Raw genomic sequence first — 26,231 nt, 5'->3', positions numbered from 1 at the left:
CCGCAGGTCGCGGAGTGCAGTCCAGCGGCCCCGAGGAATTGCGCAGCAGAGTCTCGGTTCGCTACGGCCGGCCCCGCTGGCCGCGCAGGTGCTGCGCGATCGGCCGGAGTGACTTGTCCAGCTCGGTCAGGGCCTCCGGGGGCAGCAGATCGATGAAGTGCCGCCGCACGGACGCCACATGATGGGGCGCGACCTTGTTCATCGTCTCCATGCCCTGCTCGGTGAGCACCGCGTAAAGACCCCGCCGGTCGGACTCGCAGTTCTCGCGGCGGACCAGGTTCGCGTTCTCCATGCGGGTGATCTGGTGGGAGAGCCGGCTCTTGGACTGGAGGGTCGCGGACGCGAGGTCGCTCATCCGCATCCGGACGTCCTCCGACTCGGAGAGGTTCACCAGGATCTCGTAGTCGTTCATCGTCAGGCCGAACGGTTGCAGGTCCTTTTCGAGCTGGTATGCCAACAACCTGTTGACCTCCAGGTGGGTGCGCCAGGCGCACTGCTCCGCGTCGGTCAGCCAGCTTGTGGCCGTCTCGGTCTCCATGAATGAAGTCTACCTAAAAGGTTGAAAGGCGAACTAGTGAGGGTGGCGTGACGGCGCGCACATGTTCGACGTCACACTCCGCAGACTACCGCTCACAGCCCGAAGCGACGCTGGAGGTCGCCGAGCTGTCCGGGAAGGCGCGGTGCGCCCGGTTGCTGTGGATGGCCTGTGGGGGCGCCGCCGCCTCCGGATACTCCGGGCTCGTGCGGAACCACTCCCGTGGCCTGCTCGGCCATGAGCGTCTCCGTGGACTGGAGCAGCACCGTGCCGGCCCCCACGAACTCGAACTGGTGCTCCTCGCCGGAGGCCCCGCCGAGGCCCGTCATCGCACGTAGACCGCCCATCAGGCCCGTCATGTACCCATGGTCGTAGTGGTGGCAGGGGGAGGGGCAGTCGGCCCAGCCGACCAGTGCCTGCGGGTCCACCCTGATCGGCGGCTCCATGAACACCACCGGGCCGTTCGACGCCGCCACGAACTTGCCCGTACCGATGAGGGTCAGGAAGCCCGGCACGATCGACTGCTTGAGCGCGAGACTTGGCTGAAAAGCGAGAAGGTTGCCCGAGCGAATGGTCAGATTGCCGTTCTCCAGATCGTACGAATTGACGTCGAAGGCCCGGTCGGCGAGCAGCATCTTGCCCGAACCCTCGGCGACGACCCAGTCGCTCGCGTGCAGAGGCGAATGAAACGACGTACGGACAAGTCGGTCCAGACGGCCGTGTCCGACGCCGTTGAAGTCGATCGACCCGTAATAGGCGATCATCTTGCCCTTCTGCAGGAACCACTGGCTCCCCTTGAGCTCCACGCAGAAGGTGTAGCTGTTGACGTTGTCGTCGGACGGCAGCGTCATCGGATCGTGGACGACGGGCCCGGCGCCCGGGTGGGTGGTCACAGTTTCTCCTCCGACGCCTGGACGTACACCGCACCGCTGCCGCTGAGCTCCAGCTGGAACGCCTCGCCCGAGCCGCGGCCCACCATGTCGCGCCAGCCGAGCGCCGTCGACAGTTTGTTGCGGACGTCGCCATGGTGCGCGACGTACGCCTGTGGGTCGACATGGACCGGGCGCTGGGGGGTGATCGGCACCTCGATCACCCCGCCGTGGGCCATGACGGCGACCGCGCCGTGCCCCTTGAGGGTGGTGGTGAACAGTCCCTGGCCCGTCACCTGCCCCCGGACCATGCCCATGACGCCGCCCTGCGAGCCCATGAACATCGTGCCCTGCTGGAGCGTGCCGTCGAAGGCGAGGAGGCGGTCCGCCTCGACGCACAGTGTGTCCCCGGTGAGGTTGATGACCTGGATGTGGTGGCCGCCGTGCCCGAAGAGGACCGTGCCGCTGCCCTCGACAGTCATCAGCGGCGTGGCCTCGTTGGCGACCCGGCGGCCGATCATCGACATGATCCCGCCCTGGCCGCCCTGTGTGTTGGGCGTGAAGGACACCTCGCCCTTGTAGGCGAGCATCGCCCCGCGCTGGCTGAACATGCGCTGGCCGGGCATGACCGTCGCCTCGACCATCTTGGAGTTGATCTCACGGAAGGGCATGTCACACATCCCCGGCGATCGTGTTGCGCTCACTGGGCTGGACGTACACCAGGCCGTCGCCCTCGAAGCGGATCTGGAAGGCCTCGCCGCCACCCTCGCCCATGAGCGTGCGGAACGTCACTCCGGACTGGAAGGACTGCCGGACGTTGCCCTGGTGCGCGATGTACGCCCCCGGGTCGACCGTCAGCGGGAACTGCGGGCTCACGCGCAGCACCACCGCCGGCCCGTCCGACATGATCGCCGCCTGACCGTGCCCCTCGACGGTCGTCGTGAACAGACCGTTGCCCTGCGAGGCCCCGCGCATCCCGGTGAAGGACGTGCCCGTGCGCAGGCCCGAGTCGGTAGCCAGCAGGTTGCTCGACTCGACGTACAGCTTGTCCCCCTGGAGGCCGACGAGGTTGATCTCGGAGGCGCGGTCGGCGAACCAGCACGTTCCGTGTCCCTTCACCTCCATCAGGGTCATCTGCTCGCCGGTGATCCGCCGGGTGACCATCCCCCGTATGCCCTCACCGCCGCCGCTGAGCTTCTTGAAGTTCATCTGGCCGTCGTACGCCACCATCGAGCCGTTCTTCGCCTTCACGGCGTCCCCGGTCATGTCGATGGCCAGCACCTTGCTGCCTTGAAGTCGAAACATCGCCACGGAGCGAAGGTAGCCCCCCGGGCACCCCTGGCAACAGATCCGGAAGGTGGAGATCGCCCCTGATCCTCCCCCTAAGGGCCCACCCCCTGTCCGCACCCCCGCCCTGGGGGCCCGAGCTTCGAATGCCACAATGGGCGAGCGTTTGTGCGTCCATTCACAAAGTGACCCCATCGTAAAACGACCCACCGAAGGTGACCCGTGGACATCAAGACCGCCTCCGCCCTCCGCCGCCTGCGCCTGGTCTCGGCCCCCGAAGCCGTTTCCTTCCTCCTCCTGCTGGTCTGCTCGGTGCTGAAGCGGACCACGGACTTCAACGCGGTGCCCGTGATGGGGATGGTCCACGGCATCCTCTTCGTCCTCTACGTGATCTTCTGGGCCGACGCCTGGAATCGCGCCAAGTGGCCTCTGAAGACCGCGGCCCTCTACTTCGTCCTCTCCGTCCTCCCGGCCGGCGGCTTCTTCGCCGAGCGCAGGCTGCGCCGCGAGGCCGAGAACGCGGTCAACGCGGCGATCGCCTCCCGGGTCCGCCAGGAAGAGGCGTTCAAGGCATGATCGTCGCCTTCTCCGTGACGCCCCTCGGCGTCGGCGAGGACGTGGGGGAGTACGTCGCCGACGCCGTCCGTGTCGTCCGCGAATCCGGGCTCCCCCACCGCACCGACGCGATGTTCACGTCCGTCGAGGGCGACTGGGACCAGGTCATGGACGTCGTCAGGCGTGCCGTCGCCGCCGTGGAACAACGCGCACCGCGCGTCTCCCTCGTCCTCAAGGCGGACATCCGCCCCGGGGTGACCGACGGCCTGACCTCCAAGGTGGAGACCGTGGAGCGCCACCTCTCCCCGTGATTCTCTCCCCGTAACCCTCACCCGGTAACCGGCCGCGCACATCAACCCGCCTGGCCGCATCCAGTTCGACATGCCGCCATATCTCCATTTCTGTGGGGATATCGGATTCGTTCGATCACTGGAGGGCGCTGTGCGGCCGGAGGGCTATGACTACGACACCCACAGTCGGCTGGCCGGACCGCTCACCGAGGTGCCGGCCGGATCGCCGTACCAGGTGCGGTACACCTCGCTCCTCTCCCGCGAGCCGCGCCGAATACGCGCCGTCCTGCTCATGACCCTCGCGCCCCTCCTCACCGGCGCCCTGCTCGTCTACCTCGTCTGGCCCACCCACTGGGTGGAGCGCGAGGGCGGTGACGAGTGGCTGGTCGGTCTCGACATCGCGATGCTCGTGGCCATCGGGCTGATCGAGCTGTTCATGGTCGTCAACGTGGCGTCCATCGCCCACGCCACCATGGTCGCCCGCGACCCCGTACCCGTCGTGGCGGAGTCCGGCACCCGCGTCGCCTTCCTCACCACGTACGTCCCGGGCAAGGAACCCCTCTCGATGGTCCGCGCCACCCTCGAAGGCGCGACCCGCATCCACCACCCCGGCCCCATGGACGTCTGGCTTCTCGACGAGGGCGACGACGAACAGGCCAGGGCGCTCTGCGCCGAGCTGGGCGTACGGCACTTCAGCCGGCACGGGGTGCCCGAGTGGAACCAGGCCAAGGGCGTCCACAAGGCCCGTACCAAGCACGGCAACTACAACGCGTGGATCGCCATGCACGGCGACGAGTACGACTTCTACGCGTCCGTCGACACCGACCACGTCCCGCTCCCCGACTTCCTGGAGCGGATGACGGGCTTCTTCCGTGACCCGGACGTCGCCTTCGTCGTCGGCCCCCAGGTGTACGGCAACTACACCCACCCGGTCACCAAGGCCGCCGAGTCGCAGCAGTTCCTCTTCCACGCGCTCATCCAGCGCGCCGGCAACCGCTACCGCGCCCCCATGTTCGTCGGCACCAACAACGTCGTACGCATCGCGGCCGTCAAGCAGATCGGCGGGCTGTACGACTCCATCACCGAGGACATGGCCACGGGGTTCGAACTCCACCGCCGCCGCAATCCGGGGACCGGGCGCCACTGGCGGTCCGTCTACACGCCGGACGTGCTCGCCGTCGGCGAGGGGCCCGCCTCCTGGACCGACTTCTTCACCCAGCAGATGCGGTGGTCGCGCGGTACGTACGAGACGCTCTTCAAGCAGTACTGGAAGGCGCCCCTCACCATGCCCCCGGGGCGGCTCTTCTCGTACACCCTGATGCTCGTCTACTACCCGATGACCGCCGTCAACTGGTTCCTCGGCATTCTGAGCTGCTTCCTCTTCCTCTGGTTCGGGGCCTCCGGCACCCAGGTCACGGCCTCCGTCTGGCTGATGCTCTACAGCGACGCCGCCGCCCTCCAGATCGGGCTCTATCTGTGGAACCGGCGGCACAACGTCTCGCCCCACGAACCCGAGGGTTCCGGCGGGCTCGCCGGTATGGCGATGTCGGCGCTCTCCGCGCCGATCTACCTGAAGTCGTTCGGCGCGGCCCTGCTGCGCCGCCCCAGCCGGTTCGTCGTCACGCCCAAGGGCGGGGACGCCAGCCCCGACCGGCTGCTCACCTTCCGCATCCATCTCTTCTGGGCCACGCTCCTCGCGGTCTCACTCGTCGCCTCCTTCCACCTCGACCACGCCCATGTGGCCATGCGCACCTGGGCCGTCCTGGCCATGGCGGTGTCCCTGGCCCCGGTCGCGGTGTGGATCGCCACCCGGCGCAACGAGCGCGCGGAGAGCAGGGAGAACGCGGAGAGCAGGCAACACGAGGAGAGCAGGGAGCGCGAGGAACCCGCGCTCGCGACCAGCGCTGTCGCCCCGGTCTCCAGCACCCCGACAGGAGGCAGCTAGGCCATGCCCTACCAGCCGTCGAAGAAGACCAAGAAGACCGTTCTGGGCATCGGAGGAGTCGCCCTGCTCGCCGGTCTCAACGCCCCCGCCGTGCTCGGCTTCGCCGGCGAGCAGTACCACGAGTACAAGATCGCCCAACCTGGGTACAAGGCGAAGTACGGCTCCTGGAGCGCGGTCGACATCCCCGAGAAGTTCCGCACCAACGCCATCCACGCGGCCCTGCTCCACACTGGCAAGGTGCTGATCGTCGCGGGCTCGGGGAACGAACAGAAGAAGTTCGACAAGGGATCGTTCGACACCGTCCTCTGGGACCCGAAGACGGACACCTTCAAGAAGATCGCCACCCCCGACGACTTCTTCTGCGCAGGACACGCCCAACTCCCCGACGGGCGGCTCCTGGTGGCCGGCGGCACCGCCCGCTACGAGCTCCTCGACGGCGAGGTCGAGCGGGCCGGCGGCGGGATGCGCGTCAAGAACGAGAACCCCGACAAGGCGATGGTCCTGAAGAAGGGCACCCGTTTCCGCTCGCCCGCCGGGGTCGAGTACGTCAGCAAGTTCGACGTCACGGTCCCCAAGGCCAGGCGCACGCAGAAGATCACGTACAACGCGGCCGGGGTCATGCAGCCCTGGGTGACGAAGGTCGTCGCGAGCGAGGCCCGGGTCTTCGTCGAGGCGGCCGAGGCCGGCCCCGTGTCGATCACCGGCAAGCAGGCGCAGTACGAGATCGTCGGCCTGAAGAGCGAGGACGCGGACAACACGTACGGGCTCTCCGAGAAGATCACCATGGACAAGCAGGACTTCCAGGGGATCAGGGCGGCCTACGAGTTCGATCCGAAGGCCGAGAAGTACATCCCCGTCGATCCGATGGACAAGGCGCGCTGGTACCCGACGCTCGTCGGCCTCGACGACGGGCGGGTCCTGGCCGTCTCCGGTCTCGACGACGTCGGCGCGATCGACCCCGGGGACAACGAGATCTACGACCCGAAGACCAAGAAGTGGACGCCGGGCCCCAAGCGCTACTTCCCCACCTACCCCGCCCTCTTCCTCACCAGGGGCGGCAAGCTGTTCTACCCGGCCTCGAACGCCGGCTACGGGCCCGCCGACCTGGGCCGTGCGCCGGGCCTGTGGGACCTGGAGAAGAACACCTTCGAGAAGGTGCCGGGCCTGACGGACGCCGACAAGACCGAGACCTCCGCCTCCGTCCTCCTCCCGCCCGCGCAGGACCAGAAGGTGATGATCCTGGGCGGCGGAGGCGTCGGCGAGTCGAAGAAGTCGACGCGCCGCACGGCCGTGGTCGACCTGAAGAAGGACAACCCGGTCTTCGAGGCCGGCCCCGACCTTCCCCAGGGCACCCGCTACCTGAACAGCGTGATCATGCCGGACAACACGGTGTTCACGTCCAACGGCTCCGGCGACTACCGGGGGCGCAGCGCCAGCAACATCCTCAAGGCGCAGTTCTACGACCCCGGAACCAACGCCTTCCGGGAGGCCGCCGCGCCGAAGGTGGGCCGCAACTACCACTCCGAGGCGCTGCTGCTGCCCGACGGCCGGGTCGCCACCTTCGGTTCCGACCCGCTCTTCGACGACCAGCAGAACACCAAGCTCGGCCACTTCGAGCAGCGGATGGAGATCTTCACCCCGCCCGCGCTGCACAGGAACGGCAAGAACCGCCCCGTACTCGGGGACGGCCCCCAGGAGACCGACAAACACGGCCGCGCGACCTTCGCCTCGGCCCACCCCGAGCGGGTGTCGAAGGCCCGTCTGATGCGCCCCAGCGCGGTCACCCACACGACGGACGTCGAACAGCGCTCCATCGACCTCCCCCTCAGCAAGGACCGGACCTCGGTGACGGTCGACGTACCGAAGGACCGAACGCTCGTGCCGCCCGGCTGGTACATGCTGTTCGTGACGGACGCGAAGGGGACGCCGTCGGAGGCGAAGTGGCTGCAGGTCAGGTGAACAGGCCTACTGGGTAAGGGAGTTGCGGGCCAGCCCGAGCGCGTACTCCGGCCACCACCGCCCGGCCGCCGGTCCGCCCCGGCACTCGCCGTCCGACTCGCCGGGCCGCTTGATCCACAGGTAGGCGTCGAGGGCGGGCTCGCCGGTGCGGGTGGTCGGGCGGGTGCCGAGGGCGCGCCCCGGCGGGTTGCACCAGGCCTGGCTGCGGTCGCCGCCGAGCGGCCCGTTCCCGTTGCGGCTGGTGTCGACGACGAAGTGCTTGCCGCCGAGTTCGCGGGAGAGCCGGACGCCGTACTTCCTGGTGGCCGCGTCCGTCTGGAAGTTGGAGACGTTGAGCGCGAAACCGTCGGCGCGCGTGATCCCGGCCCGCCGCAGCGGTTCGACGAGCTTCGACGGCTCCTCGATCCAGTCCGGGTTGCCGGCGTCCAGGTACACCTTCGTCCGGGGCTGCCGCTTGAGCCGCGCGACCGCCTCCCCGAGCAGGCGCTCGCGCTCGGCGTGGTACTCGGCTGGTGTACAGCCGTCCACGAGGTGCGCGACCGCGTCCGGTTCGAGGACGACCAGCGCCCGGCTGTCCCCCAGGGCCTTCGCGAACCGGCCGATCCACGCCCGGTAGGCGTCCGCGCCGCCGGCCCCGCCCGCGGAGTGCTGACCGCAGTCGCGGTGCGGAATGTTGTACGCCACGAAAAGCGTCGTACGCCCTTCCCGCGCCGCTGCCTCGGTCGCGGCCCGGATCACCGGCTCCGGGTTGTCGCCGGCCGGCCACAGTGCGGCGGGCTGCTCGGCGATCCGGCGCAGCAGCCGCGCCTCCTTGTCACGGCCCTGCCGCTGCCAGAGCCGGACCTGGCGGGTGGCGGGGGAGGCCGGGTCGACCCAGAACACCTGAGCACCGACAGCGGAGGCCGCCTTGGTGGCGCCGGTGACGACGGCCGCCTTACGCACCTCGGGCGCGGAACCACAGCCCGCCGCGAGCCCGAGCGCCGTGAGCGTCGCGAGCACCGCGAGGGTACGGATCGGCCTGGTCATGCTGCCCCCTTGGGCAAGGTGACGGTCAGGGTCGGTGGTGATGATCGGTGACGATCAGTCAGCAATCGTGGCACAAGTGGACTTGGCGCCACGGATGCGACACCGAGGCGACCGGACCAGGGGATCTGCCGGGCCGGCCCGAAGGGCGAGACGGGGCTGACCGCGATATGACCGGCCGGTAAGGTCTGGTGCCGTGCCGAAGCCGCTCAGTCTTCCCTTCGATCCCATCGCCCGCGCCGACGAACTGTGGAAACGGCGCTGGGGAAACGTCCCGTCCATGGCCGCGATCACCTCGATCATGCGCGCGCAGCAGATCCTCCTCGCGGAGGTCGACGCGGTGGTGAAGCCGTACGGTCTGACGTTCGCGCGGTACGAGGCGCTGGTGCTGCTCACCTTCTCCAAGGCCGGTGAGCTGCCGATGTCCAAGATCGGCGAGCGTCTGATGGTTCACCCGACGTCGGTCACGAACACCGTGGACCGCCTGGTGAGGTCGGGTCTGGTCGCCAGACGCCCCAACCCGAACGACGGCCGGGGCACCCTCGCCACGATCACCGGGAAGGGCCGCGAGGTCGTCGACGCGGCGACCCGCGACCTGATGGCGATGGACTTCGGGCTCGGTGTGTACGACGCGGAGGAGTGCGCGGAGATCTTCGCGATGCTGCGGCCGCTGCGGGTGGCGGCGAGCGACTTCGACGAGGAGTAGGGCGGCAGGTCAGCGGCGGGCAGCAGGTGCCGGGGCCGCCGGAAGATCGCCGGAAACCGGTGGTTACGCTCGTACGCATGAAAAAGAGCGTGTTGACCCGCTACCGCGTCCTGGCCTACGTCACGGGTGTCCTGCTGGTTCTGCTGACCTTCAGCATGATCGCCAAGTATGTGCTGGACATCAGTGGCGCGGCGGACTTCACCCGGGTCGTGAGCATCGCGCACGGGTGGCTGTACATCGTGTACCTGGTCTTCGCCTTCGATCTTGGCGCCAAGGCGAAGTGGCCGGTCCGTAAGCAGCTGTGGGTCCTGCTCGCCGGCACCGTCCCCACAGCCGCGTTCTTCGTGGAGCGCAAGGTCAGCCGCGAACTGGCGGCGCAGCTCGCGGAGCAGGCTCCCGTGGCCGCCAAGGCGTAACCGTCAATCGCTGCCGCTGCCGCTGCCGCTGCCGCTGCCGCTGCCGCTGCCGCTGCAGGCAGGGCCGGTGGCGGTTTGCCGGCCTCCCCGCGTTTCCTGCTGGTTCCCGCTGAGCCCCAGTACCAGCACCCGCGTGAACGCTTCCGCCCACTCCGGGTCCACCGGCTCCGCGCTCACCAGCGTGCGGTGCACCACGGCGCCCGCCACCATGTCGAAGATCAGGTCCACCGTGCGGGCGGCCTCCTCCGGGCCGGTTTCCGGGGGGAGTTCGCCGCGCTGCTGGGCGCGCAGACGGCCTTCCAGGACCAGGCGCTTCTGGCGGTCGACGATCGACGCTCGGATGCGTTCCCGAAGGGCGTCGTCGTGCGTGGATTCCGCGACCACCGCCATCAGGCCGCTCTTCGTCTCCGGGCGTACCAGGATCGCCGCGAACTGGAGGACCACGCCCTCGATGTCGGCGGCGAGGCTGCCCCGGTCGGGCAGCTCCAGTTCGTCGAAGAGGGCCGCCACCGCGTCGACGACCAGTTCGTTCTTGCCGGGCCAGCGGCGGTAGAGCGTCGTCTTGGCGACCCCCGCGCGCATCGCCACGTCGCCCAGCGTCAGCCCGGACCAGCCCAGTTCGACCAGGGCTGCCCTGGTCGCCGCCAGGATCGCGGCGTCCGCGGCGACGCTACGGGGGCGTCCCGTGCGGCCGGCGGGGGTGCGACTCTGCATGACACGACGATAACCGGCCGTTCCTGCCCTGAGCGGTCGTGAGGGAGATCACCGGGTAGTGGTTCACAGGGGGCCACGGCTGCCGTTACGCTACGACCCGTAGCGAAAGCTGTGCCCATCGACCAGGGTCCCTTTTCACTGGGCCTTTCACATGTGAGCGCGGGACGGGGGAGGATAGACGCATGCAGCCACGGAACATGTCCATGAGCGGGGTCGTCGACCTCGCCGCGGTTAAGGCGGCCCAGGAGGCCAAGTCGAAGGCGGAGCAGGCGCGCGCCGAAGCCGCCCGGCAGGGTGGGGGAGGGGCCGTCTCCCCGACAGACCTCGTCATCGATGTCGACGAGGCCGGGTTCGAACCCGACGTCCTGCAGCGGTCCACAGAGGTGCCCGTCGTCATCGACTTCTGGGCCGAGTGGTGCGAGCCGTGCAAGCAGCTGAGCCCCGTCCTTGAGCGCCTGGCCGTCGAGTACAACGGGCGCTTCGTCCTCGCCAAGGTCGACGTCGACGCCAATCAGATGCTGATGCAGCAGTTCGGCATCCAGGGGATTCCGGCCGTCTTCGCCGTCGTCGCCGGCCAGGCCCTGCCGCTCTTCCAGGGCGCCGCCGGCGAGGTGCAGATCCGGCAGACCCTCGACCAGCTGGTGCAGGTCGCCGAGCAGCGCTTCGGCCTCACCGGCCTCGTCGTCGACACGGACGCCGAACCCGGTGACCGGCCTGTCGCCGCCGCTCCCCAGGCCCCGGTCGGACCGTACGACGCCCTTCTCGAAGCGGCGGTGCAGGCCCTGGACGCGGGGGACCTGGGCGGCGCGGTGCAGGCGTACAAGAACGTGCTGAGCGACGACCCCGGGAACACGGAGGCCAAACTCGGGCTGGTGCAGGCCGAGTTGCTCCAGCGCGTGCAGGGGATCGACCCGCAGCAGGTACGCAAGGACGCCGCCGAGAAGCCGCAGGACGCGGCGGCGCAGATCGCCGCCGCCGACCTGGATCTGGTGGGCGGCCATGTCGAGGACGCGTTCGGGCGGCTCATCGAGACGGTGGGGCGAACGGCGGGCGACGACCGGGATGCCGTACGGCTGCGGCTGCTGGAGCTGTTCGAGCTCGTCGGCGCGGATGATCCGCGGGTGGCGACGGCCAGGCGGGCGCTGGCGCGGGCGTTGTTCTGACCGGTCGGTCGGGGTGGGCGGCGGGTCGCCGTTCGATCAGTGGTCTGACCTGTCGCTAAACACCATGACGCGTGTTGTCAGCGTGAAGAATTTGTCGATCGAGTACTCATGCGGCCGCACTTTGCCAAATCTTGGTAATTGCGGCCGCTGTTACTTGGAGTAAGTCAGAGGCGTCCTGCTGTCGGGTTTGGGCCGTGAAGCTGCCGGTTTGTCACCCCTCTGAGGGCCACCCAGCGTTGTCGCGTGATACCCGCGGGTCGGTGCTCGGTTATCTGCCCGTTACTAGCCAGTAACGAACCCCCTTGTGCGGGCGGCGAGAATGCACCACGATCGGCGTCGCTCGGTCCTATCCCGTACACCGACAGCCAGTCGGGCGGACGGGAGTTGTTGGGTCCCCACCGGGCAGAGTCGGCGGCAGTGGCGCCGGCTCTCGGACAGGGGGGTCTTCGCCTTCTGGTGGAGCCTGTCCGGCAAGGTTGTGCGTGATGTGCGTCAGGCGCGACCAGTGGTTGTCGCTCGGGGGTGATCGCCGGTGATTCGGGCGCTGTTCGCGCCGTCGAGCGCGGGCGCTCTCCTTACCGAGGACGTAGCACTTCTCCCATCCCTGCCCGGCTGAGCCGCCGTCATGGGGCAGCCAGGGCCAGGAGATGTACGTCCGAGAAGGAGGAAATATGCAGTCCCAGGTGCGTGGCGGGACAAGATGGAAGCGTTTCGCTGTGGTCATGGTGCCCAGCGTTGCCGCTACGGCATGTATAGGTGTCGCCCTCGCGCAGGGTGCTCTCGCCGCTTCGTTCAGTGTGTCGGGCCAGGACTTCAAGGTCACGGCGGACTTGCTCGAAGGCAAGGGGTTCTCGCAGTACGGGGCGGTTGACGTGGGTCCCGGCGGGACCATAAACCCCGTCGCGGTCTCGGCGTTCACCACTGCCGACATCACCAACATGTGCCAGTCCGTGGTCACGCCGAACATCCCGGTCCTGGGTTCGGTCACTCTCCGGCTGGAAGCCGGCGGGGGCGGGACCCCGGTTGCGGCCGAGAACCTGTACATCGACGTCGCGGAACTCGAAGCCGACGCGGTGTTCAGCAACATCGACATCGGTGTGGCCGCCGGTTCCATCTCCAAGGGACCGAAGGTCAAGCAGCAGGAGCTCGACGAGGGGCGGGCCAGCAAGTTCGGCTTCGCCCAGCAGGCCGATTCGGCGACGCTCACCGGTGTGAAGCAGACGGCGTGGGCCACCACTGCCGGAACCTTCAAGCTCAGTGGCCTCTCGATGAAGCTGTCGAAGGGCACCAAAGCCGAGTGCTACTAGGCGCTCAGTGACGGGCGGGGCCCGATGGTGCCCCGCCCGTTCGCTCTCCTACACCCGCAATAACACTCATCACGGCAACACCGCTCCAGGGAGCTGTTTTCCATGAACGCCGAGTCGCCCGCGCAGGACGAGCACTATCTCCACGTCTTCAAGCGGAAGTTCCGCGACTGGCGGGGCGCCCGTCCGTTCTGGGCAGGACTTCTCATCCTGCTCGGCGGCTTTCCGATCATGTACTTCCCGTACTTCGACCTGCAAATCGGGCATCTGACGATGGCGATGTCGACGACGGCGGGCGCCGGGTCGCTGATCATCGGTGTGCTGCTCGTCGTACTCGGAATCAGCCTCTGGTTCCAGAAGCACGTACGGACCTTCGCCGGCACCGCCGCGATCCTGCTGGCTCTGGTGTCCCTCCCGGTCTCCAACTTCGGCGGCTTCGTCATCGGCTTCCTGCTGGCCATGGTCGGCGGCGCGCTGGCCATCGCCTGGGCGCCCGGTGAACCGGAGCCGAAGTACGGGGAGCCCGTGGGCAAGAGCATCGATGGCGCCCCCGCGGCTGCGGCCCCCGTAACTCCTTCGGCCGGCGAGGCCACCGACAGGGCGGACCCGGCGGCGGAGCCGAGTGGACTGAGCATGAGCAAGTCGAACGAGACGAACGAGCCGTACGAGCCGAACGATCTGTCAGGAACGAGCCCGGTGAACGGGGCGAACGGGAGGCACAGTGCCGGCTGACGAGGTGACCCACGGGACTGAAGTGGACGGGTCCCGCGGGAGAACCGGGCCGCGGCACGCGGCCCCCAGGAAGCCGCTGTTCACCAGGTTCCATATGCCCGCCGGAAAGGCGATAGCCCTGGCGGCGATGCCGACCGCGGTGCTCATGGGCATGGGGTTCACGCCGACGCTCGCCAACGCGGACGACCAGCCGACGTCGAAGAGTCTGACGGCCGACGAATACCAGAAGTGCGTCGAGGTGCTGGACGGCACCGAGGACGGTACGGACACGGTGGCGACGCCCTCCGCATCCACCAGCTCCTCCTCGTCGTCCGACGACGAGGACACGGCGACGGAGCCGTCCCCCTCGGCCACCGCCACGGACTCGGACTCCGGTTCCTCGGACGATTCGCCGGATTCAGGTTCCGACGACCCGGCCGAGCCGACGCCGACCCCGTCCGCGAGCAAGACGACGTCCAGTGGCAGCACCGGCGGCGACAGCGACACGGCCACGCCCACCCCCTCGGCGAGCGCGAGCGCCACCGAGGAGAGCGGCGGCCTGCTGGAGACCATCGGCGACGCGATCGTCGACCTCTTCACGGGCGACAGCGACTCGTCGGCGGACACGGCGGACACGGCGTCCACGACGGACACTTCCACGGAGTCGACGGAGACCACCGAGTCGACCGACACCGCTGAGAGCGCCACGCCGACGCCGGCCGCGTCACCCGCGGCGAGCGCGGAGGCGGGCTCCGACGACAGCAAGGACACGACAGAATCCACCACGGTCAAGGACTCGACCGCGAAGGTCACCGAGGTCCTCAATGACGCTGCCGAGGACACGACCAAGGCGGCCGAGGACACCACGGAGGCTGCCGACGAGGCCACCGCGACCCCGAGCCCCTCGGCGAGCGAGACGATCGACGCGGACGACTGCCCGGTCGCCACCGAGGACGAGGGCGGCGTCGACAACTCGATTCGCTTGCCTGCCGAACCGTGGACCCTGCAGGCCAGTTCACTGCTGCTCAAGGGCGCGGACTACCAGGGCATCGTCAAGGTGCGCACCGCCGACGGCACGGTCAAGGAAGTCCTCAAGTACGTGGTCTCCGGCGGTACGGACATCGGCGACCTGCACCAGTTGGTCAAGGACGACACGTCCGGCAAGACCTACCACGTGCAGGCGGGCAAGGGCACGACGTCCACGATCACCGACGGCGACACGATCATGTACACGGAGAGCATCTCCGGCAACCTGTTCGGCCTGATCCCGGTGACGTTCAGCCCGGAGCACCCCCCGCCGCTGAACATCCCGCTGATCTACTTCACGAACGTGAAGGTCATCCAGGCCGGCCAGTTCGGGGGCACGCTGAAAGTCCCCGGCCTGCACCAGTACACGACCTGAGCACTCACGTCCCCTGTTCGGGAGCCGCACCGAGGCCTGAGGCCCGGCCGTACCGCTGATGCGGGGGCCGGGCCACAGGTCTGTGCGCGTCCTCGTGCAGACGTCCGAGGGCGCCCCCTGTCGCCAGGGGACGCCCTCGCAGCCGTACAAGCGCCACGTCGTCAGGCGCGTTCGCCCTCGCCCAGGTGGTGGACGCGGACCATGTTCGTCGTGCCCGGGACGCCGGGCGGGGAGCCGGCCGTCATGATGACGACCTCACCCACGTTGAAGCGGCCCAGCTTCAGCATCTCCTGGTCGACCAGGGAGACCATCTCGTCCGTGCTGTTGACGAACGGGACGACGTACGAGTCGACGCCCCAGCTCAGGGCCAGCTGGTTGCGGGTGCCCTCGTCCGTGGTGAAGGCGACGATCGGCTGGCTCGCGCGGTAGCGGGAGAGGCGGCGGGCCGTGTCGCCGGACTTGGTGAAGGCCACCAGGCCCTTGCCGCCGAGGAAGTCGGCGATCTCGCAGGCGGCGCGGGCGACGGAGCCGCCCTGTGTGCGCGGCTTCTTGCCGGGGACCAGGGGCTGCAGGCCCTTGGCGAGGAGTTCCTCCTCCGCCGCTGCCACGATCTTCGACATCGTCCTGACCGTTTCGAGCGGATACGCGCCGACCGAGGACTCCGCCGACAGCATGACCGCGTCCGCGCCGTCCAGGATCGCGTTCGCCACGTCGGACGCCTCGGCGCGCGTCGGGCGGGAGTTGGTGATCATCGACTCCATCATCTGGGTCGCGACGATCACCGGCTTGGCGTTGCGCCGGCACAGCTCCACCAGGCGCTTCTGCACCATCGGGACCTTCTCCAGGGGGTACTCCACGGCGAGGTCGCCGCGGGCCACCATCACGCCGTCGAAGGCCGCGACGACGGCGTCCATGTTGTCCACCGCCTGGGGCTTCTCCACCTTGGCGATGACCGGGACGCGGCGACCCTCCTCGTCCATGATCTTGTGGACGTCGGCCACGTCACCGGCGTCGCGGACGAACGAGAGGGCGACCAGGTCGCAGCCCATGCGCAGGGCGAAGCGCAGGTCGTCGATGTCCTTCTCGGAGAGGGCCGGGACGTTCACGGCCGCGCCGGGCAGGTTGATGCCCTTGTGGTCCGAGATGACACCGCCCTCGATGACGATCGACTTCACCCGCGGGCCCTCGATGTCCACGACCTTCAGCTCGACGTTTCCGTCGTTGATCAGGATCTGGTCGCCGCGCGACACATCACCCGGCAGGCCCTTGTACGTCGTACCGCAGATGGTCCTGTCACCGGGGACGTCCTCGGTGGTGATGACGAACTCGTCGCCCCGCACCAGCTCGACGGGGCCCTCGGCGAAGGTCTCCAGGCGGATCTTGGGGCCCTGCAGGTCGGCGAGGACGCCGATCGCTCGGCCCGTCTCCTTGGCGGCGGCCCGGACCCGGTCGTACCGGCCCTGGTGCTCGGCGTGCGTGCCGTGGCTGAAGTTGAACCGGGCCACGTTCATTCCGGCCTCGATCAGCGAGACAAGCATTTCGTGGGAGTCGACCGCGGGGCCGAGAGTACAAACGATTTTCGAACGGCGCATGGGGCGATCCTATCGGTTTGTTTCGCTTCGGAATATTCCGCCTGGTGGACGACGTAGAAGGCACGGACTGGACACAAAGGGGCGGGATAGCGCTCAGGTGAGGCTCTCCCATCAATATCCGCTAAGTGTCTTCAGTTGTCCGTTTGGTTGTCTGTTCCTACCAGTGCGTACGTCTGTGTCGCGATCTCCAGCTCCTCGTCCGTCGGGACGACCGCCACCGCGACCCGGGAGGCCGCGGGCGAGATCAGACGGGGCTCGGGGCTCCGTACGAGGTTCAGGGCGCCGTCCACGGCCACGCCCAGGCCCTCCAGGCCCCTCACCGCCGCCTCGCGCACCGGCGCCGCGTTCTCGCCGACCCCGGCCGTGAAGGCGATGGCGTCCACCCGGCCGAGTACCGCGTAATACGCGCCGATGTACTTCTTCAGGCGATGTATGTAGATGTCGAAGGCCAGCCGGGCCGCCGGGGCGTCCGCGCCGCCCTCGTCGATACGGCGGCGGATTTCCCGCATGTCGTTGTCTCCGCACAGGCCGATCAAGCCGCTCTTCTTGTTGAGAAGAGTGTCGATCTCGTCCGTGGACATTCCGCCAACGCGCGCCAAATGGAAGATGACGGCCGGGTCCAGGTCACCGGAGCGGGTACCCATGACCAGCCCCTCCAGGGGGGTCAGCCCCATGGAGGTGTCCACGCACCTGCCGCCCCGCACGGCGGACGCGGACGCCCCGTTGCCCAGGTGCAGCACGATCACGTTCACGTCCCCGGGTGACCGCCCGAGCAGCCTCGCCGTCTCCCGCGACACATACGCGTGGGACGTGCCGTGGAACCCGTACCGCCTGATGCGGTGCTCGTCGGCCGTCTTCACGTCGATCGCGTAGCGGGCCGCCGACTCCGGCATCGTGGTGTGGAAGGCGGTGTCGAAGACCGCGACCTGGGGGAGGTCGGGGCGCAGGGCCTGGGCCGTGCGGATGCCGGTGAGGTTGGCCGGGTTGTGCAGCGGGGCCACCGGGATCAGGCGCTCGATCTCCGCGAGGACCGTGTCGTCGACGACCGTCGGCTCGGTGAAGGACTGGCCGCCGTGCACGACACGGTGACCGATGGCAGCCAACTCCGTCGAGTCCAGGCCGAGTCCATCGTTTGCCAGCTCCTCCGCCACCGCCTTCAGGGCGGCCTCGTGGTCGGCGATCGGGCCCGTGCGTTCACGCGGTGCGCCGCCGGTCGCCAGCGGGGTGTGCTTGAGGCGGGAGGTCTCCTCGCCGATGCGTTCCACCAGGCCCACGGCGAGCCGGCTGCTGTCGCGCATGTCGAGCAGCTGGTACTTCACCGACGACGAGCCGGAGTTGAGGACGAGGACGCGGGTCGCGGTCACTGGTGGGGCACCTTCTGAGCGGGGACCTGGCTGGGGACCGAGTCGGTGGTCTGGGCCTGGATCGCCGTGATCGCGACCGTCGTGACGATGTCCGGGACCAGGGCGCCCCGGGACAGGTCGTTGACCGGCTTGCGCAGCCCTTGGAGGACCGGGCCGACCGCGATCGCACCGGCCGAACGCTGCACGGCCTTGTAGGTGTTGTTGCCGGTGTTCAGGTCCGGGAAGATCAACACGCTTGCCTGGCCCGCCACTTCGGAGCCCGGGAGTTTCGTGGCGGCCACGGTCGGCTCCACGGCCGCGTCGTACTGGATCGGGCCTTCGACACGCAGATCAGGGCGCCGGGAGCGCACCAGCTCCGTCGCCTCCCGCACCTTGTCGACGTCCGCGCCCGAACCCGACGTACCCGTCGAGTACGACAGCATCGCGATCCTCGGCTCCACGCCGAACATCTCGGCGGTGGCGGCCGACTGGATGGCGATGTCGGCCAACTGCTCGGCGTTCGGGTCGGGGTTGACCGCGCAGTCGCCGTAGACCAGGACCTTGTCGGCCAGACACATGAAGAAGACGGACGAGACGATCGACGCTCCCCCGGAGGGGGGACCCCCAGGCCTCGTCTTGATGATCTCGAAGGCCGGGCGGATCGTCGCGGCCGTCGAGTGCATGGACCCCGACACCATGCCGTCGGCCAGGCCCTCGTGGACCATCAGGGTGCCGAAGTAGTTGACGTCCGAGACGACGTCGTAGGCCAGTTCCACCGTGACGCCCCGGTGGGCGCGCAACTGGGCGTACTTCTCGGCGAACCGGTCCCGCAGCTCGGAGGTCTGCGGGTCGATCAGCTGGCAGTCGCCGAGGTCTATGCCCAGGTCGGCGGCCTTCTTGCGGATGCCGTCGACCGGGCCGAGCAGCGTCAGATCGCACACTCCCCGGCGCAGCAGCACCTCGGCGGCGTGCAGGACGCGTTCCTCGGTGCCCTCGGGGAGGACGACCCGGCGCCTGTCGGCGCGGGCGCGTTCGAGGAGCTTGTGCTCGAACATCATCGGGGTGACGCGGTCGTTGCTGGGTGCGGAGACCCGCCTGAGGAGCTCGGTCGTGTCCACGTGGCGCTCGAACAGGCCGAGGGCCGTCTCCGCCTTGCGTGGGGTCGCCGCATTCAACTTCCCCTCCAGGGAGAAGAGCTGGGCGGCGATGGGGAAACTGCTACCGGCGACCGAGACGACCGGGGTGCCGGGGGCGAGGCGGGCGGCGAGGGTGAGGACCTCGTCGCTGGGGCGCTCGTTCAGGGTCAGCAGGACGCCCGCGATGGGCGGCGTACCGGCGCTGTGCGCGGCCAGTGCGCCGACGACCAGGTCGGAGCGGTCGCCGGGGGTGACGACCAGACAGCCCGGGGTCAGCGCGCTCAGGAAGTTGGGCAGCATCGCGCCGCCGAAGACGAAGTCCAGCGCGTCGCGGGCGAGGCCCGAGTCGTCGCCGAGCAGCACCCTGCCGCCGAGCGCGTGGGTGATCTGGGCGACCGTCGGCGCGGAGAGGGCGGGCTCGTCGGGGAGGACGTAACAGGGCACGGGCAGGCGGGAGCCGAGGCGCTCGGCGATGGCGGTGCGGTCCTCGCGGGCGACGCGGTTGGCGACCATGGCGAGGACGTCGCAGCCCAGCGCCTGGTACGCGCGGTACGCGTTGCGCGTCTCGGCGAGCACCGACTCGGCGGTCTCGTTGCGGCCGCCGACGACCGTGACGACGGACGCGCCGAACTCGTTCGCGAGGCGGGCGTTGAGGGCCAGCTCGTCCGGGAACTGGGTGTCGGCGAAGTCGGTGCCGAGGACGAGGACGACGTCGTACTCGCGGGCGACGCACAGGAAGCGGTCGACGAGGGTGGAGACCAGCTCGTCGGTGCCCTGCTCGGCCTGGAGCGCGGACGCCTCCGGGTAGTCCATGCCGTACACGGTCGCCGGGTCCTGGGAGAGGCGGTAGCGGGCGCGCAGCAGCTCGAAGAGACGGTCCGGGTTGTCGTGCACCAGGGGGCGGAAGACACCCACCCGGTCGATCTGCCGGGTCAGGAGTTCCATCACTCCCAGCTCGACGACCTGGCGGCCGTCGCCCCGGTCGATCCCGGTCACGTACACGCTGCGGGTCGTCACGCGTGCTCTCCGTTTCCTTGCTCTTCACTGATCGTTCGGGCGCTCGCAAATATCGCCCACCGGTGCGAGCGGAACCCTCTTGACAGTACCCGCGACGCTGGATAGGGCACCCGTCAGGACCGGGGCACCGCCGGAATCGCGGTCCTGCCCCGGCATGAAACAATTGGGGTGGCTCACCGGTATCACAAGCGAGCAGAGCGAGCAGGAGACACAGCACGATGCGTATCGGAGTTCTCACCGCAGGCGGCGACTGTCCGGGCTTGAACGCAGTGATCCGGTCGGTCGTCCACCGAGCGGTCACGCAGTACGACGACGAGGTCATCGGCTTCGAGGACGGTTACGCCGGGCTCCTCGACGGCCGCTACCGCACCCTCGACCTCGACGCCGTCAGCGGCATCCTCGCCCGCGGCGGCACCATCCTCGGCTCCTCCCGGCTGCAGCGCGACCGGCTCCGCGAGGCCTGCGAGAACGCGCAGGACATGGCCCGCGAGTTCGGAATCGACGTACTGATCCCGATCGGCGGAGAGGGCACGCTGACGGCGGCCCGGATGCTGAGCGATGCGCGCCTGCCGGTGGTCGGCGTTCCGAAGACGATCGACAACGACATCTCGGCGACGGACCGCACGTTCGGCTTCGACACGGCGGTGGGCGTCGCGACGGAGGCGATGGACCGCCTGAAGACCACCGCCGAGTCGCATCAGCGCGTGATGGTCGTCGAGGTCATGGGCCGGCACGCGGGCTGGATCGCCCTGGAGTCCGGCATGGCCGCCGGTGCCCACGGCATCTGCCTCCCCGAACGCCCCTTCGACCCCGCCCACCTCGTGAAGATGATCGAGGAACGGTTCGCACGCGGCAAGAAGTTCGCGGTCATCTGCGTCGCCGAGGGCGCGCACCCCGCCGAGGGCAGCATGGACTACGGCCACGGCGAGATCGACCAGTTCGGCCACGAGCGCTTCCGGGGCATCGGTACGGCACTGGCGTACGAGCTGGAACGCCGGCTCGGCAAGGAGGCCAAGCCGGTCATCCTCGGCCACATCCAGCGCGGCGGCACGCCCACCGCGTACGACCGCGTCCTCGCCACCCGGTTCGGCTGGCACGCGGTGGAGGCCGCGCACCAGGGCGCGTTCGGACGGATGACGGCGCTGCGCGGGACGGACGTGGTGATGGTGCCGCTGGCGGAGGCGGTCACCGAGCTGAAGACGGTTCCGACGGACCGGATGGAGGAGGCGGAGTCGGTGTTCTAGGCCTGGGCGGTCAGGGTTAGGGCCTGGGCGGGCGTTCAGGGTCTGGGTGTTCAGGGGGTGAGGGTGTCGACTCTCGTCCAGAAGTGCTCCACGATCCGGTCGAGGAAGTCGCGCCCGGCGTGGCTCGCCTCCGTCGCCGCGGAGCCGTCCGACCAGGTCAGGGTGGCGGCCATCTGCCCCTGGTAGTAGCGGTGCAGCTCCTGGAGGGTGCTTTCCAGCAGGCGCCGGTTCAGCGGCAGCATCTTGTTGACGGGGCGGACGTAAGCCTGCCAGCGCGTCGTGACCGCGCTGCGCAGCAGGCCGGCGAGCTTGCCGTCGAGGCCGGTGAGGGTGATGAAGTCGGGGAGCGAGAGTTCGAGCACCTCGGCGAGGATCGCGGACTGCCGCTCGGTGCCGCGCCACTCGCCGCTCTCCTCCATCCGTGCATAGACGAGGAGTTCGAGCCCGACGGCCCGCGCGACGTCCTCGGCGCCGATCCCACGCGCGGCGCGGTGCTCGCGCAAGGTGTGGGGACGGCCGACGAGTTCGCAGGGCGCGCACCACAACACGCCTGCGAGAGCGATGAGTTCGTGCTTGGCGGGGGCCATGATGCCGCGTTCCCAGGCGATCACGTGGTCGGGCGTGATGTATGGCAGCCCGTACGAGACCCGCATTCCGTACGCGACATGCTCGGGGCCCATTCCGAGGGCCGTTCGGAGTCTGCGGGCGGCGTGGGCGTCGAAGGGCGGGGTCGGCGGCGGGGGCGGTGGGGGTGGGACTGAGGATCGGCGCACGCGCCACAAGCTAGGGGTGTGGGGCGTCGGGTGACTACGGTCTGTTCGGCCACAATTACGGATCGTAGGAAACTACGGCTTCGGGGGCTGATTCCGGTCGTCCCCGTACTGGCCGGAGATCGTGGGTCGGTAACCGGGTGAGGTGTACCCAGGGCTTCCGAAGCTGTCCGACCGTGCGAACGGCAAGGTGGTGGGGCATATGCGCGGACGTTCGCTGTTGGAGTGTGCGGGGGCCTGAGGCGGTTGGGGTGTCGGCACTGCGGGCGAGAGTCGAAGACGGGTGCGGTGGGGGTGGGGGCTCGCTGGGTGGGTGACTGGCGAGTAGTGGCGGCGCGATTTGTGCGGTCTGCCGATGTGGCGCGGCTGTCTTGTCGTCTGTCCCGTCCCGGGGACGCCCCTTTCTGTATCCGATTTCTGTGGCCGATGGGCGGCGTGCCTCAAGTTGCCTTTCGGGCGGGCATGTTGAGAGGGCGCGTACCCGTTGCCGGAAGCTGCAGGCTGCGGTCAGGATGAGGCCGGGTTGCCAGGGTGGCGCCCGGAGGGTTTCGGAGGGTGGTGGTCTTGTGAGTGGCAAGGCGGCGGAGAAGATCGAGGGGCACATACGGGAGCGGCTGCTGGCCCCGAACTTCTGGCACCTCGCGACGGTCGGTGCGGACGGGATGCCGCAGGTGTCGCCGATGTGGGTCGACATCGAGGGCGACCACGTCATGGTCAACACGGCGATCGGCCGCGTGAAGGAGGAGAACCTCCGCATCAATCCGAACGTCTCGCTGTCGCACCACGACCCCGAGAACCCGTACGACCGTGCGGAGATCCGGGGACGCGTGGTGCGGTTCGTGGAGGGCGAGAAGGCGGAGCGGTCCATGGACCGGCTCACCCAGAAGTACATCGGGGAGGAGCGGTATCCGTGGTTGCTTCCCGGGGAGCGGCGCGTGATGTTGCTGATCGAGGTGACGCGGGTGCGGCGGGTTGTGGGGGTGGAGCCGTTCAGGCCTGGGGTGTTGCCTGAGGTGTGAGCAGGGGTTGTTTTGTAGCGGGGGTTACAGCAGGTGGTCTGCTTTGCCGGCCTTGATGTCCTGGATGAGGGTGCGGAGGGCTTCTCGGGTGTCGGTGAGGTAGGTGTCCTCCTGGCCGGCGATGGCGATGTAGGCGTTGCCGTTCGGGTCGGTGCCTATGCGGAAGCAGTTGTTTCCCTCGGCGCAGTAGGGCTCTTCCCAGGTGATCTCCGGCATGGTGGATCTCCTTGAAGTTGCTGGGCGATGGCGTGGATGAGGTCGCGCGCGAGTCCTGAGGGCTCAGGGTGTGGGAGTGCCACCAGTCCATGTGGGCGCGGTACTTGGCGAGTTGGGAATCGGCGTGGGTGAACTCGCCGCCGTGGGCGGAGTCCAGTTGCACGGTGTCCAGTTGCGGGACGGCACCGTCGGCGTACAGAACGGCATGCCCGGCGCCGGGGAATGCTCCGGCCTCGACGGGGAGCACGCGTACGTCGACGTGCTTGCGCCCGGACGCCTCGCACAGGTGGGTGAGCTGCTCGCGGGTGGACCGACGCCCACCGAACTGCATGCGCAGCGCCCACCGCTCAACCCGCCCAACTCCCCCTCTCCCGTCAGCCTTTCACCCACCGGTACTGCAACTCCGGCCGCCCCACCTGCCCGTACTGCGGGCTCCGCGCCGCCCGTCCCGCGTCCACCAGGTGTTCCAGATAGCGCCGGGCGGTGATGCGCGAGATGCCGACCTCCTCGGCGACCCCGGCCGCGGTGAGCCCCTCGGTGCTGGCCCGGAGGGCCACTGTGACCCGTTCCAGGGTGGGGGCGCTCAGGCCCTTGGGGAGGGCGGCGGGGCCCGGTGCGCGCAGGGTCGCCAGCGCGCGGTCGACCTCGTCCTGACCGCTCGCCTCGCCCGCCGACGCGTGGAACTCGGCGTACCGGACCAGCCGGTCCCGGAGGGTGGCGAAGGTGAAGGGCTTCAGTACGTACTGGACGACCCCGAGCGAGACCCCCTCCCGCACCACCGCCAGGTCCCGCGCCGACGTCACCGCGATGACGTCGGCGTGGTAGCCGGCCGCGCGGAGCGAGCGGGCCAGCTGCAGTCCGTGGCCGTCCGGCAGATGGAGGTCGAGGAGGAGCAGGTCCACGGGCGTACGGTCCAGCGCGCGCCGCGCCTCCGCGCCGGTGTGCGCCTTGCCGACGGCCGTGAAGCCGGGCACCCGGCCCACGTACATGACGTGTGCGTCGGCGGCGACCGGGTCGTCCTCCACGACAAGAACGCGGATGGGGTCGGTCGTCGTGTCTCTGCGCTTCGTATCTGTCGGGTCGGTCATACGTCGCCTCCAGGCAAGGCGGGCTCGACGGGCTCGGTGGGCTCGGGGGACTTGGCGGGCTCGGTGGAATCGACTGGCTCGGGGGACTTGACGGGCTCGGGGGACTTGACCGGGGCGGGACGCCCCGAAGCGTTCGCCGGGTTCACCACGGGCGCCGCGACCTTGGGCAACGGCAGCCGCACCTCGAACTCCGCCCCGCCGCCCGCCGCCTCCGCCACCGTCAGCGTCCCCTCGTGCCGGGCCACCGCCTGCCGTACCAGCGCCAGACCGAGACCGCGCCCGCCCGGGCCCGCCGGCTTGGTCGTGAAGCCCCGCTGGAAGACCGCCTCCGTGTGGGCCGGGTCGACGCCCGTGCCGGTGTCCGAGACCCGCAGCACCAGCAGGGAGTCCTCCGTCAGGGCCGTCACGGTCACCCGCGACGGCCCCATGCCGCTCTCCAGGCTTCCCTGGGCCGCGTCCACCGCGTTGTCGATGAGGTTGCCCAGGATGGTGACCAGGTCGCGGGAGGGGAGCGTGTCGGGGAGGAGGCCGTCGTCGAGGCTGCTGTCCTCCGACACCACCAGCTCCACGCCCCGCTCGTTCGCCTGTGCCGTCTTGCCGAGCAGCAGGGCGGCCAGCACCGGTTCGCTGACCGCCGCGACCACCTGGTCGGTGAGAGCCTGGGCCAGTTCCAGTTCGGCGGTCGCGAAGTCCACGGCCTCGTCCGCCCGGTCGAGCTCGATCAGCGAGACGACCGTGTGGAGACGGTTCGCCGCCTCGTGCGCCTGCGAGCGCAGCGCCTGGGTGAAACCGCGCTCGGAGTCCAACTCGCCCATCAGGGACTGGAGTTCGGTCACATCACGCAAGGTCACGACCGTGCCCCGGCGCTCACCGCCCGACACCGGGGAGGTGTTGACGACCAGCACCCGGTCGGCGGTCAGATGCACCTCGTCGACGCGCGGCTCGGCCGACAGCAGCGCGCCCGTCAGCGGCGCCGGCAGCCCCAGCTCGGCCACGGACCGGCCGACGACCTCCCGCTCGTCGTCGACGCCCAGCAGTTCCCGCCCGCCGTCGTTCATCAACGCCACCTTGTACTGCCCGTCCAGCATCAGCAGCCCTTCCCGTACGGCGTGCAGGGCGGCCTGATGGTAGTCGTGCATCCGGCTCAGCTCGGCCGCGTTCATCCCGTGCGTATGGCGGCGCAGGCGCGCGTTGATGACGTACGTGCCGACCGCGCCCAGCGCCAGGGCGCCCACCGCTACCCCGAACAGCGCCGTGACCTGGTCCTGGACCCGGGCGCTTATCTCCTCGACCCGGATACCCGCGCTGACCAGCCCGATGATCTCGCCGTCGGAGTCGCCGTCGGCGCGGATCGGGGTGACCGCGCGGACGGACGGGCCGAGCGTGCCGGAGAAGACCTCCGTGAACGACTCGCCGCGCAGCGCGCGCTCCCGGTGCCCGAGGAAGCGCTGGCCGATCTGCTCCTCGTTGGGGTGTGTCCAGCGGATGCCCTCGGGGTTCATGATCGTGACGAAGTCGACGTCCGTGTCGTGCTGCACCTGGAGGGCGTACGGCTGGAGCAGCGTCGTCGGCCTTGGAGCGGTGCGGATGGCCTCGCGTACCGAGGGGGCGTCCGCGATGGAACGGGCGACGGCCATCGCCTGGCGGCCCGCCGCGTCCTCGGCCTGACTGCGGTCGCTGAGGTACGTGAACAGCGCACATCCGGCCACGACGACCGCTATCAGCACGGCCTGCATGGTGAAGAGCTGGGCGGCCAGACTGCGGGGTCCGGGAACGCGGGGGAAACGCATGGTGTCAGTCTGCCTCTCCTTATAAGCGTGAACTAAATGAACGGAAGGGTGACCGCCCTCACAGGCCGGGAGATAGTCACCGCATCGCAGGGACGCGATTCACGGGTCCTGGCCCGTTCTCGGTCGCCGCCCGCGAA

25 protein-coding genes and 1 pseudogene are annotated in these 26,231 nt (G+C 69.2%); 12 read left to right on the top strand and 14 right to left on the bottom strand.

Features of this window, described 5'->3' with window-relative positions; all coding sequences use genetic code 11:
- Positions 1–61: 61 nt before the first annotated feature.
- The 4 genes from RB628_RS27785 to RB628_RS27770 all read right to left on the bottom strand — a co-directional run bounded on the left by RB628_RS27785 (position 62) and on the right by RB628_RS27770 (position 2,709).
- Positions 62–538, bottom strand: a complete 477-nt coding sequence (locus RB628_RS27785; RefSeq protein WP_318323254.1) for a MarR family winged helix-turn-helix transcriptional regulator — start codon at positions 536–538, stop codon at positions 62–64.
- Between the two features lie 92 nt (positions 539–630).
- Positions 631–1,386, bottom strand: coding sequence for an AIM24 family protein (locus RB628_RS27780; protein ID WP_412180736.1), 756 nt, complete (start codon positions 1,384–1,386; stop codon positions 631–633).
- A 38-nt stretch (positions 1,387–1,424) separates the two neighbouring features.
- Positions 1,425–2,075, bottom strand: coding sequence for an AIM24 family protein (locus RB628_RS27775; protein ID WP_318323252.1), 651 nt, complete (start codon positions 2,073–2,075; stop codon positions 1,425–1,427).
- 1 nt (position 2,076) lies between these two features.
- Positions 2,077–2,709 (bottom strand): AIM24 family protein, encoded by a 633-nt coding sequence (locus RB628_RS27770; RefSeq protein WP_318323259.1) that lies wholly within the window; start codon positions 2,707–2,709, stop codon positions 2,077–2,079.
- A 204-nt stretch (positions 2,710–2,913) separates the two neighbouring features.
- On the opposite strand from RB628_RS27770, the gene RB628_RS27765 reads away from it, so the two are divergent.
- From RB628_RS27765 to RB628_RS27750, 4 genes are all read left to right on the top strand, one after another.
- Positions 2,914–3,267 carry a DUF3817 domain-containing protein gene (locus RB628_RS27765; RefSeq protein WP_318323251.1) on the top strand — a complete coding sequence of 118 codons (354 nt, stop codon included), beginning with the start codon at positions 2,914–2,916 and terminating at the stop codon, positions 3,265–3,267.
- A complete protein-coding gene (locus RB628_RS27760; RefSeq protein WP_318323250.1) occupies positions 3,264–3,557 on the top strand; it encodes an MTH1187 family thiamine-binding protein in 294 nt (97 codons plus the stop codon). The genes RB628_RS27765 and RB628_RS27760 overlap by 4 nt, the downstream gene beginning before the upstream one ends.
- Before the next feature lie 130 nt (positions 3,558–3,687).
- The gene (locus RB628_RS27755) at positions 3,688–5,481 is read left to right on the top strand and encodes a cellulose synthase catalytic subunit (RefSeq protein ID WP_318323249.1); all 1,794 of its coding nucleotides are present in this window, start codon (positions 3,688–3,690) and stop codon (positions 5,479–5,481) included.
- A 3-nt stretch (positions 5,482–5,484) separates the two neighbouring features.
- Entirely contained in the window at positions 5,485–7,440 is a 1,956-nt protein-coding gene (locus RB628_RS27750; protein ID WP_318323248.1) for a kelch motif-containing protein, read from the top strand.
- Between the two features lie 6 nt (positions 7,441–7,446).
- Here the strand turns inward: RB628_RS27750 and RB628_RS27745 are convergent, their stop codons facing one another.
- A complete protein-coding gene (locus RB628_RS27745; RefSeq protein WP_318323247.1) occupies positions 7,447–8,466 on the bottom strand; it encodes a glycoside hydrolase family 6 protein in 1,020 nt (339 codons plus the stop codon).
- Between the two features lie 193 nt (positions 8,467–8,659).
- On the opposite strand from RB628_RS27745, the gene RB628_RS27740 reads away from it, so the two are divergent.
- Complete coding sequence (locus RB628_RS27740; RefSeq protein WP_318323246.1) at positions 8,660–9,169, top strand: MarR family transcriptional regulator; 510 nt, start codon at positions 8,660–8,662, stop codon at positions 9,167–9,169.
- 77 nt (positions 9,170–9,246) lie between these two features.
- Positions 9,247–9,585, top strand: a complete 339-nt coding sequence (locus RB628_RS27735; protein ID WP_318323245.1) for a DUF3817 domain-containing protein — start codon at positions 9,247–9,249, stop codon at positions 9,583–9,585.
- A 3-nt stretch (positions 9,586–9,588) separates the two neighbouring features.
- Here RB628_RS27735 and RB628_RS27730 read toward each other — a convergent pair whose 3' ends face one another.
- Positions 9,589–10,299, bottom strand: coding sequence for a TetR/AcrR family transcriptional regulator (locus tag RB628_RS27730; protein ID WP_318323244.1), 711 nt, complete (start codon positions 10,297–10,299; stop codon positions 9,589–9,591).
- 182 nt (positions 10,300–10,481) lie between these two features.
- Between RB628_RS27730 and RB628_RS27725 the strand changes: the two genes are divergently transcribed.
- The 4 genes from RB628_RS27725 (at position 10,482) to RB628_RS27710 (ending at position 14,879) form a co-directional block, all read left to right on the top strand.
- Entirely contained in the window at positions 10,482–11,462 is a 981-nt protein-coding gene (locus RB628_RS27725; protein ID WP_318323243.1) for a tetratricopeptide repeat protein, read from the top strand.
- Positions 11,463–12,133: 671 nt separating this feature from the next.
- Entirely contained in the window at positions 12,134–12,769 is a 636-nt protein-coding gene (locus tag RB628_RS27720; RefSeq protein ID WP_318323242.1) for a DUF6230 family protein, read from the top strand.
- A gap of 102 nt (positions 12,770–12,871) precedes the next feature.
- Positions 12,872–13,498, top strand: coding sequence for a DUF6114 domain-containing protein (locus tag RB628_RS27715; RefSeq protein WP_318323241.1), 627 nt, complete (start codon positions 12,872–12,874; stop codon positions 13,496–13,498).
- On the top strand, positions 13,488–14,879 hold the full coding sequence (locus RB628_RS27710) for a hypothetical protein (protein WP_318323240.1): 1,392 nt from the start codon (positions 13,488–13,490) through the stop codon (positions 14,877–14,879). Before RB628_RS27715 ends, RB628_RS27710 begins: the two co-directional genes overlap by 11 nt.
- 161 nt (positions 14,880–15,040) lie before the next feature.
- On the opposite strand, the gene pyk is transcribed toward RB628_RS27710, so the two are convergent.
- The 3 genes from pyk to pta all read right to left on the bottom strand — a co-directional run bounded on the left by pyk (position 15,041) and on the right by pta (position 19,967).
- Complete coding sequence (gene pyk, locus RB628_RS27705) at positions 15,041–16,471, bottom strand: pyruvate kinase (protein ID WP_318323239.1); 1,431 nt, start codon at positions 16,469–16,471, stop codon at positions 15,041–15,043.
- 131 nt (positions 16,472–16,602) lie between these two features.
- On the bottom strand, positions 16,603–17,835 hold the full coding sequence (locus tag RB628_RS27700) for an acetate kinase (RefSeq protein WP_318323238.1): 1,233 nt from the start codon (positions 17,833–17,835) through the stop codon (positions 16,603–16,605).
- Complete coding sequence (gene pta, locus RB628_RS27695) at positions 17,832–19,967, bottom strand: phosphate acetyltransferase (protein ID WP_318323237.1); 2,136 nt, start codon at positions 19,965–19,967, stop codon at positions 17,832–17,834. Before pta ends, RB628_RS27700 begins: the two co-directional genes overlap by 4 nt.
- Before the next feature lie 218 nt (positions 19,968–20,185).
- Here pta and RB628_RS27690 point away from each other — a divergent pair, with 218 nt between their 5' ends.
- On the top strand, positions 20,186–21,211 hold the full coding sequence (locus RB628_RS27690) for an ATP-dependent 6-phosphofructokinase (RefSeq protein WP_318323236.1): 1,026 nt from the start codon (positions 20,186–20,188) through the stop codon (positions 21,209–21,211).
- A 50-nt stretch (positions 21,212–21,261) separates the two neighbouring features.
- Here RB628_RS27690 and RB628_RS27685 read toward each other — a convergent pair whose 3' ends face one another.
- Positions 21,262–21,993, bottom strand: a complete 732-nt coding sequence (locus RB628_RS27685) for a helix-turn-helix transcriptional regulator (protein WP_318323235.1) — start codon at positions 21,991–21,993, stop codon at positions 21,262–21,264.
- Positions 21,994–22,547: 554 nt separating this feature from the next.
- Between RB628_RS27685 and RB628_RS27680 the strand changes: the two genes are divergently transcribed.
- Positions 22,548–23,000, top strand: a complete 453-nt coding sequence (locus tag RB628_RS27680; RefSeq protein WP_318323234.1) for a PPOX class F420-dependent oxidoreductase — start codon at positions 22,548–22,550, stop codon at positions 22,998–23,000.
- 24 nt (positions 23,001–23,024) lie between these two features.
- Here RB628_RS27680 and RB628_RS27675 read toward each other — a convergent pair whose 3' ends face one another.
- From RB628_RS27675 to RB628_RS27660, 4 genes and pseudogenes are all read right to left on the bottom strand, one after another.
- On the bottom strand, positions 23,025–23,216 hold the full coding sequence (locus tag RB628_RS27675; protein ID WP_318323233.1) for a hypothetical protein: 192 nt from the start codon (positions 23,214–23,216) through the stop codon (positions 23,025–23,027).
- A 103-nt stretch (positions 23,217–23,319) separates the two neighbouring features.
- Positions 23,320–23,547: pseudogene (locus RB628_RS27670) on the bottom strand (Scr1 family TA system antitoxin-like transcriptional regulator); the annotation flags it as partial.
- A 43-nt stretch (positions 23,548–23,590) separates the two neighbouring features.
- The gene (locus RB628_RS27665) at positions 23,591–24,304 is read right to left on the bottom strand and encodes a response regulator (protein ID WP_318323232.1); all 714 of its coding nucleotides are present in this window, start codon (positions 24,302–24,304) and stop codon (positions 23,591–23,593) included.
- The gene (locus tag RB628_RS27660; protein ID WP_318323231.1) at positions 24,301–26,094 is read right to left on the bottom strand and encodes an ATP-binding protein; all 1,794 of its coding nucleotides are present in this window, start codon (positions 26,092–26,094) and stop codon (positions 24,301–24,303) included. The genes RB628_RS27665 and RB628_RS27660 overlap by 4 nt, the downstream gene beginning before the upstream one ends.
- Positions 26,095–26,231 lie beyond the last annotated feature (137 nt).

This window comes from Streptomyces sp. ADMS, from assembly GCF_033441795.1.
Taxonomy (GTDB): Bacteria; Actinomycetota; Actinomycetes; order Streptomycetales; family Streptomycetaceae; genus Streptomyces.
This window is presented reverse-complemented; position numbering and strand designations above follow the sequence as displayed.

Excerpts from the sequence above, each read along its gene's own strand:
- RB628_RS27785 (WP_318323254.1), bottom strand. The coding sequence starts at position 538 with ATGGAGACCGAGACGGCCACAAGCTGGCTGACCGACGCGGAGCAGTGC.
- RB628_RS27665 (WP_318323232.1), bottom strand. The coding sequence starts at position 24,304 with ATGACCGACCCGACAGATACGAAGCGCAGAGACACGACGACCGACCCC.
- RB628_RS27660 (WP_318323231.1), bottom strand. The coding sequence starts at position 26,094 with ATGCGTTTCCCCCGCGTTCCCGGACCCCGCAGTCTGGCCGCCCAGCTC.
- RB628_RS27745 (WP_318323247.1), bottom strand. The coding sequence starts at position 8,466 with ATGACCAGGCCGATCCGTACCCTCGCGGTGCTCGCGACGCTCACGGCG.
- RB628_RS27760 (WP_318323250.1), top strand. The coding sequence starts at position 3,264 with ATGATCGTCGCCTTCTCCGTGACGCCCCTCGGCGTCGGCGAGGACGTG.
- RB628_RS27780 (WP_412180736.1), bottom strand. The coding sequence starts at position 1,386 with ATGACGCTGCCGTCCGACGACAACGTCAACAGCTACACCTTCTGCGTG.
- RB628_RS27690 (WP_318323236.1), top strand. The coding sequence starts at position 20,186 with ATGCGTATCGGAGTTCTCACCGCAGGCGGCGACTGTCCGGGCTTGAAC.
- RB628_RS27775 (WP_318323252.1), bottom strand. The coding sequence starts at position 2,075 with ATGCCCTTCCGTGAGATCAACTCCAAGATGGTCGAGGCGACGGTCATG.
- RB628_RS27725 (WP_318323243.1), top strand. The coding sequence starts at position 10,482 with ATGCAGCCACGGAACATGTCCATGAGCGGGGTCGTCGACCTCGCCGCG.
- RB628_RS27770 (WP_318323259.1), bottom strand. The coding sequence starts at position 2,709 with ATGTTTCGACTTCAAGGCAGCAAGGTGCTGGCCATCGACATGACCGGG.
- RB628_RS27730 (WP_318323244.1), bottom strand. The coding sequence starts at position 10,299 with ATGCAGAGTCGCACCCCCGCCGGCCGCACGGGACGCCCCCGTAGCGTC.
- RB628_RS27720 (WP_318323242.1), top strand. The coding sequence starts at position 12,134 with ATGCAGTCCCAGGTGCGTGGCGGGACAAGATGGAAGCGTTTCGCTGTG.
- RB628_RS27750 (WP_318323248.1), top strand. The coding sequence starts at position 5,485 with ATGCCCTACCAGCCGTCGAAGAAGACCAAGAAGACCGTTCTGGGCATC.
- RB628_RS27735 (WP_318323245.1), top strand. The coding sequence starts at position 9,247 with ATGAAAAAGAGCGTGTTGACCCGCTACCGCGTCCTGGCCTACGTCACG.
- pyk (WP_318323239.1), bottom strand. The coding sequence starts at position 16,471 with ATGCGCCGTTCGAAAATCGTTTGTACTCTCGGCCCCGCGGTCGACTCC.
- RB628_RS27675 (WP_318323233.1), bottom strand. The coding sequence starts at position 23,216 with ATGCCGGAGATCACCTGGGAAGAGCCCTACTGCGCCGAGGGAAACAAC.
- RB628_RS27715 (WP_318323241.1), top strand. The coding sequence starts at position 12,872 with ATGAACGCCGAGTCGCCCGCGCAGGACGAGCACTATCTCCACGTCTTC.